Raw genomic sequence first — 6,042 nt, forward strand, 5'->3', positions numbered from 1 at the left:
TTTTGGAATTCTTACTTATTAGACCAATATTCTGATGGCGAAGATTTGAATTTTATCAATCGCTACAATAAAGATTTGATTGACAAAATTAGCGTAGAAAGCATCAAAAAAGCAGCTAATAAGTTTTGTGGAGAAAACTTGGCAAAGTTTGTACTTTTGCCTGAGAAGAAATAATTTAAATGTGCCCAACTTATCAAAGCTCCTTCTTTTATAGAAGGAGCTTTTTTTATAAACTAAATACCTAATAATCAGAACATTAGCTACAAATATGACCGTTTAATAAATACTTTGACCGCTTAGTAAATTTTGGAATTAAAATTTTGAATTTTAAAAAATGTATTAATAGCTTTAATTAAAATAATGGATTCCCAAATCAATAATTCCTCAATTAAACTCAATTCATATCATGAAAAAAATTATCCTTTTTCTCATTGTATTTGCAGTAACTACAAATGTATTTGCTCAGAGTACGCTCATTACTCCAGGTAATCAAGAAAATAAAAATTCAGCCCCAGACTTAATTTTAACAAGTAATGGTATTCCAGAATTACGAGGTCAAAGGTCGGCTGGTACATTAGTAGCTCCCACAGCTACTACATTTGGCTCTAACCTTTTACAATTAAATGGCCATGGATATACAGGAAGTGGGTATGCTCTGGGGGCACAAGTAAGATTTTATACGACAGAAACTTGGTCTTCTACTGCGAGGGGAACAGACATCCATTTTACCTCTACCAAAAATGGAACAACCTTAGCAACTGAAAAAATGAGATTGACAGGTGATGGGTATTTAGGAGTTGGTACTACTTCGCCATTAACTACTCTTAATGTAGCAGGTGGAAATTGGGATTTAGCTACTACTAATGGAGACTTTGCCATTGGTAACAGTACTTATAAATTGAAGTTTGGAGTTGCTACTGGTGGTGGTGGTGCAGGAGATGCAAGAATTTATACCACAGGCGGTACTCATCGAACAATTTTCGGAAGTAATAATATTGATATTATGACAGTAACTCCAACAGGTGTTGGTGTTGGAACGATTACCCCTTCGACTGGCTTCCAGATTGCTGGTACTACAAATAATCAAACAGAATTAAGCCTTATTGCCCAAAATTCAAATTTAACGGCTTTAAGTTTTAATAGGTCAAGTGGTACTTTAGCTGCTCCAACAGCTACTGCAAGTGCCTATAATTTGGGCTGGATAAACTTTAATGGCTATAATGGAACTTCATTTCAAACATCATCTTCAATCAGAAGTTTGACTACTGAAGCTTGGACTTCAACAGGTAGAGGCTCATACCTAAGTTTTCATACTACAAATGTAGGCACCACCGCAATGACTGAAAGACTAAGAATTGGAGACGGTGGAAACGTAGGGATTGGCACGACTATTCCAACTGGTAAACTACATATTGAACACAATGGTACAGATGCAGACCCGCATCTCAGAATTCACTCTACTGGTTTATATTCACGTATAAACTGGACTACAAATACGAATGCTAATACATGGATAGCTCAAAGTTATTTAGAAAGTGCAACTGCCGCATCTAATTATTGGCGTTTAGAATATGGTGGAAGTCCAAGACTGTATATAGCAGGAGATGGAAATGTGGGTATTGGCACATCTACACCTGATAATAAATTAGATGTTTTGGGTATCATCAGAGCCAATGAGGTAATTGTAGAAACAGGCTGGGCAGATTATGTTTTCCAAGATAATTATAAACTAAAACCTTTAAGTGAAGTTGAGGCTTTTATTAAAGAAAATAAACATCTTCCTTCAGTACCATCAGCGGCTAAAATCCAAGAGAAAGGAGCTCATGTCGCTGAGTTAATGACTAAAATGATGGAAAAAATAGAAGAATTAACACTATATTCTATCGAACAAAAGAAAGAAATAGAAGAATTTAAGCGATATTCTATCGAACAAAAGAAAGAAGTAGATGAATTGAAAAGACGCTTAGACGAAAAGAAATAATTACAAACGCTAAAAATCTAAAGTGATGAATAAAATATTAATTATATTATTAGTAGTAATACGGAGCATTTCTGCTAATGCACAAATAGAATGTGGCACTAAAGTAACGGGTCCGCCAATTAGATTTAGTACCAAACAACAAGATAGTTTACGTGCGATTTTAGCTGTAACTACACCTTACGCAGTAAGGGTACATATCACTGTTTTTGCTGATGATAACGGAACAAACGTTGGTGCGACGGATGCTGATGTTATGCGTCAATTTCAGAATATGGTAAACCAGTATCAACCTCGTAGTATTTGTTTTATACTGATTGATGTACGTCAAGTGAATAATACGGATTTGAATAGTCATGATGCAGATACCGAAGAAGCAGAATTAAATCCATATAAAATTTCTGGCTGCCTCAATATTTTTATTCACAATAGTCTTCCAGGCTTAAACGGTACTGCTTATGCTATTCCTAACACCTATTTGAGTTTGTCAGGTACAACGATTGCCAGCACAACTAACCTCACTACCATGGGGCACGAAGCTGGACACTGTTTTGGATTATATCATACTTTTGAAGATTTTTATGGCAGGGAGAATGTAACAAGAAGTTCGGGTAATGCTTGTTATGACTGCGGTGTGGATGGTGATTTATTATGTGATACTGCTGCCGATGACCCAACGAATCCAAACGATAATGTAAACTCATCTTGCGTATATATCGGCGGTAGAAATGATGATTGCGGAGTCGGCTATACACCTCCTACTACCAATGTTATGACTTATGGAAATAGAGCCTGTCGATCAATTTTTTCAGCAGGTCAAGGAGATAGAATGCGGTCAATGATGATAACCAGTGCTACACTTACACCAATTGTAGCTGATAATGTGGTTTTCGCTCCTGTACTAAATGCCACTTTTACCTACTCAACTGGTGTAGGACAGGATTCAGCCAGAGATGAACTTTACATAAGCAACAATACAAGCGATAACTATAATGTAACTGGAACGGCCGTGAGACATTTACAGTCTAAAAAAGTATATCTAAAGCCAGGCACTCATTTCTACCCATCATCAGGTGGCAGAGTGCATGTAAAGACGAATCTATATTGCAATTAAGCTAATGTACTTTTAACAAAAATTCCAACTTTTTTATAGAAAAAGTTGGAATTTTTTAACCAAAGAAAATCATGGAAACTATCAATAAAATTCATGTTGGTAGTAGAAAATTTCTATTACCCGAAGATATGCTACATTTAGAATCTGATATTAATTATACTATAATTTCGCTCAAAGATGGTAAACAATTAATCACGGCTACAACACTTAAAAAACTGGAAATGAGGCTTTTACCTTTCAAAAACTTCATAAGAGTCAATAAGTCAGCCATTGTAAATCTTGATTATATAAAACCCGTTGACGATACATTTACACTATCAAATCTTAGAAAAGTGGTATTTTCTCGCAGACGTGGAAAAATATGGAAAGATCAACAAGTAGCTTAAAATAAAAAAGGAACATTTAAAAGGTGTTTCTTTTTAATTCAGCCTTCCATTTCCAGCATTTTAGCTTCCCACAAACCATTCATTTTCTTTAATTCCAGTTTCACGACTTCATAATCACTGTTAGTTTTTTGCATGGCGTGATTATCTTTAAAAACTTTTGGGTCAGCCATTTTTCCTTCTAAAGTCGCCATTTGATGCTCTAAATCAGTGACTTTTGCCTCAATTTCAGCAACTTCTCGTTCGAGTTTCTTTACCAAATTAGCATTTGCCACAGGTTTATTTGCTATCGGTTCAAGTTTTTTTGTAACCGATTGATTGCTTGTTATAGTAGGCTGTGGATTGGAAACTATTGATTGTTTATTGTCTTCCTGCCAAGTTTCGAACTCATCATAAGTGCCTGGATATTCTTTAATTTGATAATCTTCGATATACCAGATTTTGTTCGCAACTTGGCTCACAAAATGTCTATCGTGTGATACAACTACATAAGTTCCTTCATATTGGTCAAGGGCTTGAATCAGAATATTGACCGATTGCATGTCTAAGTGGTTGGTAGGCTCATCAAGAAGTAAGAAATTGGCTTCCGAAATTAAAACTTTTGCCAAAGCAACTCTTGATTTTTCTCCTCCCGAAAGGACTTTTATTTTCTTAAAAACATCCTCTCCATTGAATAAAAAACAACCCAAGACCGAACGTAATTCGGTGTCAGATTTTCCTCCGTCAGCATATTTCAACTCTTCCAACAGGGTTTCTTCCAAGTGTAAAGATTCCATTTGATGTTGAGCAAAAAAAGAAAAATTAACATTATGGCCTAATTTTCGTTCGCCATCAATACTTTCATCACCTGCCACAATTCGCAATAAAGTAGATTTTCCCTTGCCATTTGCACCAATCAAGGCAATTTTATCACCTCTTTCGATGGTAGCGGTAGAATTTTTCAAAATCACTTTATCGCCATAAGCCTTATTGATATTTTCTAATGAAAATACGTTTCTACCAGGATTTACACCAAATTTAAACTTAAAATGTACCCTTGCAGCCGCATCAACCACATCATCAATCAATTCAATTTTATTCAAAGCTTTAACCCTCGATTGTACCTGTCGAGCTTTGGTTGCTTTTGCTTTAAAACGTTCAATAAATCGCTCAGTTTGACGAATTTGCGATTGCTGATTTTCATAGGCACCTTTCTGAATTTCGCTACGAAGTGCTTTTTCTTCTACATAATAGGAGTAATTGCCTGCATAAGTTACTAATTTTCCGCCAGTAACCTCGACAGTCGTATTACAAACATTATCCAAAAATTCTCTATCGTGAGAAACTACAATCACCGAGTTTTCATAATTCAGAATATACTTTTCTACCCATTGAATTGAAGGTAAATCCAAATGGTTGGTAGGCTCATCGAGGAGTAAAAGTGCAGGTTTTTGCAAAAGTAGTTTTGCCAACATCACACGCATACGCCACCCCCCCGAAAATTCTTTTAAAGGTTTTTGTAATTCTTCAGTTTTGAAACCCAAGCCCTCCAAAATTTCCTCAGCTTTTGATTGAATTGTATAGCCACCTAAATGGTCAAACTCTTCTTGTAAATGCCCCAATTTATCAACCAAATCATCTTTATAATTGACCTCCATTTCGTGCAACACCTTATCTATTTCGATTTGCAAATAGTTTTCACGCTCGAAAGCCTGCATTGCTACAGCCAAAATCGAATCTTGGGTTTGGTATGAGAGTAAATCTTGGTTCAAGAATCCAATTGAGCAATCGCCCGCTTTTGAGATACTTCCTGCATCGGGTTGGTATTCGCCTACAATCAATCGCAGAAGTGTTGATTTTCCCATTCCATTCAAACCAATTAGACCGATTTTGTCTTTGGGTTTTATTTGTAAACTTGCTCCGTCGAAAATAGGTCTTCCGCCAAAATAAAATGATAAATTACTAATTGTAAGCATTTAAGATATGTATAATATTTAATTTTGAAATATGAAATACTGCGTAGTTTTTGGCAAAGATACGAGCGAATCGGAAGAAAAAGTCAATAACTTAATAGAAATCAGTGAAAATATAGGATAAAGTGTGTTTTAGTCATTTTATTAGCTTTCCAAATACTGTGTTGATGCCGATTTTCTTGTCTTTTTTCAGCCTAAAAATGTAAAATACTTTGAATTACACATGATGATAAAGTCTAATAAACTATTTTTTTTTCAGTTTATTTTAAACCTAATATTTAGTCAAATAAATAGCATTTAGAAAGTGATTAATCAAATTACTGGAAATATTAGAGGTAAAACAAAGAATTTTTCTTAAAATTGCTTTTATATTATTTCGTTAACGAATCGTTCACACAATAAATTCAAACCCATTCGTTGTAAGAAAAAATCAAACTATTTCAATATGCAAACCTCATTAAAATCTATTTTCTTATTTTTAACACCCAAAAGTTCGTTACTTTCTTTCGTTTTAGGACTTGGAACTTTATTATTTGGGATGCACTTTCCAATTTTCTCGCAAAGCTCATTGCGAGTCGATGCTGATAATCAGCATATTACGGTTTTTCTAAATCG

4 protein-coding genes are annotated in these 6,042 nt (G+C 34.9%); 3 read left to right on the plus strand and 1 reads right to left on the minus strand.

Going from position 1 to position 6,042, the window contains the following annotated elements; all coding sequences use genetic code 11:
- The first annotated feature begins 406 nt into the window (after positions 1-406).
- From ACH2CJ_RS04705 to ACH2CJ_RS04715, 3 genes are all read left to right on the plus strand, one after another.
- Positions 407-1,981: a hypothetical protein gene (locus ACH2CJ_RS04705; RefSeq protein WP_394991079.1), complete on the plus strand. Its 1,575-nt coding sequence runs from the start codon at positions 407-409 to the stop codon at positions 1,979-1,981.
- A 25-nt stretch (positions 1,982-2,006) separates the two neighbouring features.
- The gene (locus ACH2CJ_RS04710; protein WP_394991080.1) at positions 2,007-3,092 is read left to right on the plus strand and encodes a hypothetical protein; all 1,086 of its coding nucleotides are present in this window, start codon (positions 2,007-2,009) and stop codon (positions 3,090-3,092) included.
- Between the two features lie 71 nt (positions 3,093-3,163).
- Positions 3,164-3,478, plus strand: a complete 315-nt coding sequence (locus ACH2CJ_RS04715; protein ID WP_394991082.1) for a LytTR family transcriptional regulator DNA-binding domain-containing protein — start codon at positions 3,164-3,166, stop codon at positions 3,476-3,478.
- 38 nt (positions 3,479-3,516) lie between these two features.
- Here the strand turns inward: ACH2CJ_RS04715 and ACH2CJ_RS04720 are convergent, their stop codons facing one another.
- A complete protein-coding gene (locus ACH2CJ_RS04720) occupies positions 3,517-5,430 on the minus strand; it encodes an ABC-F family ATP-binding cassette domain-containing protein (RefSeq protein ID WP_394991083.1) in 1,914 nt (637 codons plus the stop codon).
- Between the last annotated feature and the right edge of the window lie 612 nt (positions 5,431-6,042).

Origin of the sequence: Emticicia sp. (assembly GCF_043780375.1) — a bacterium.
Classification (GTDB): Bacteria; Bacteroidota; Bacteroidia; order Cytophagales; family Spirosomataceae; genus Emticicia.

What these genes read in the sequence shown, in the direction of transcription:
- ACH2CJ_RS04705 (WP_394991079.1), top strand. Translation starts at nt 407, where the DNA reads ATGAAAAAAATTATCCTTTTTCTCATTGTATTTGCAGTAACTACAAAT.
- ACH2CJ_RS04710 (WP_394991080.1), top strand. Translation starts at nt 2,007, where the DNA reads ATGAATAAAATATTAATTATATTATTAGTAGTAATACGGAGCATTTCT.
- ACH2CJ_RS04715 (WP_394991082.1), top strand. Translation starts at nt 3,164, where the DNA reads ATGGAAACTATCAATAAAATTCATGTTGGTAGTAGAAAATTTCTATTA.
- ACH2CJ_RS04720 (WP_394991083.1), bottom strand. Translation starts at nt 5,430, where the DNA reads ATGCTTACAATTAGTAATTTATCATTTTATTTTGGCGGAAGACCTATT.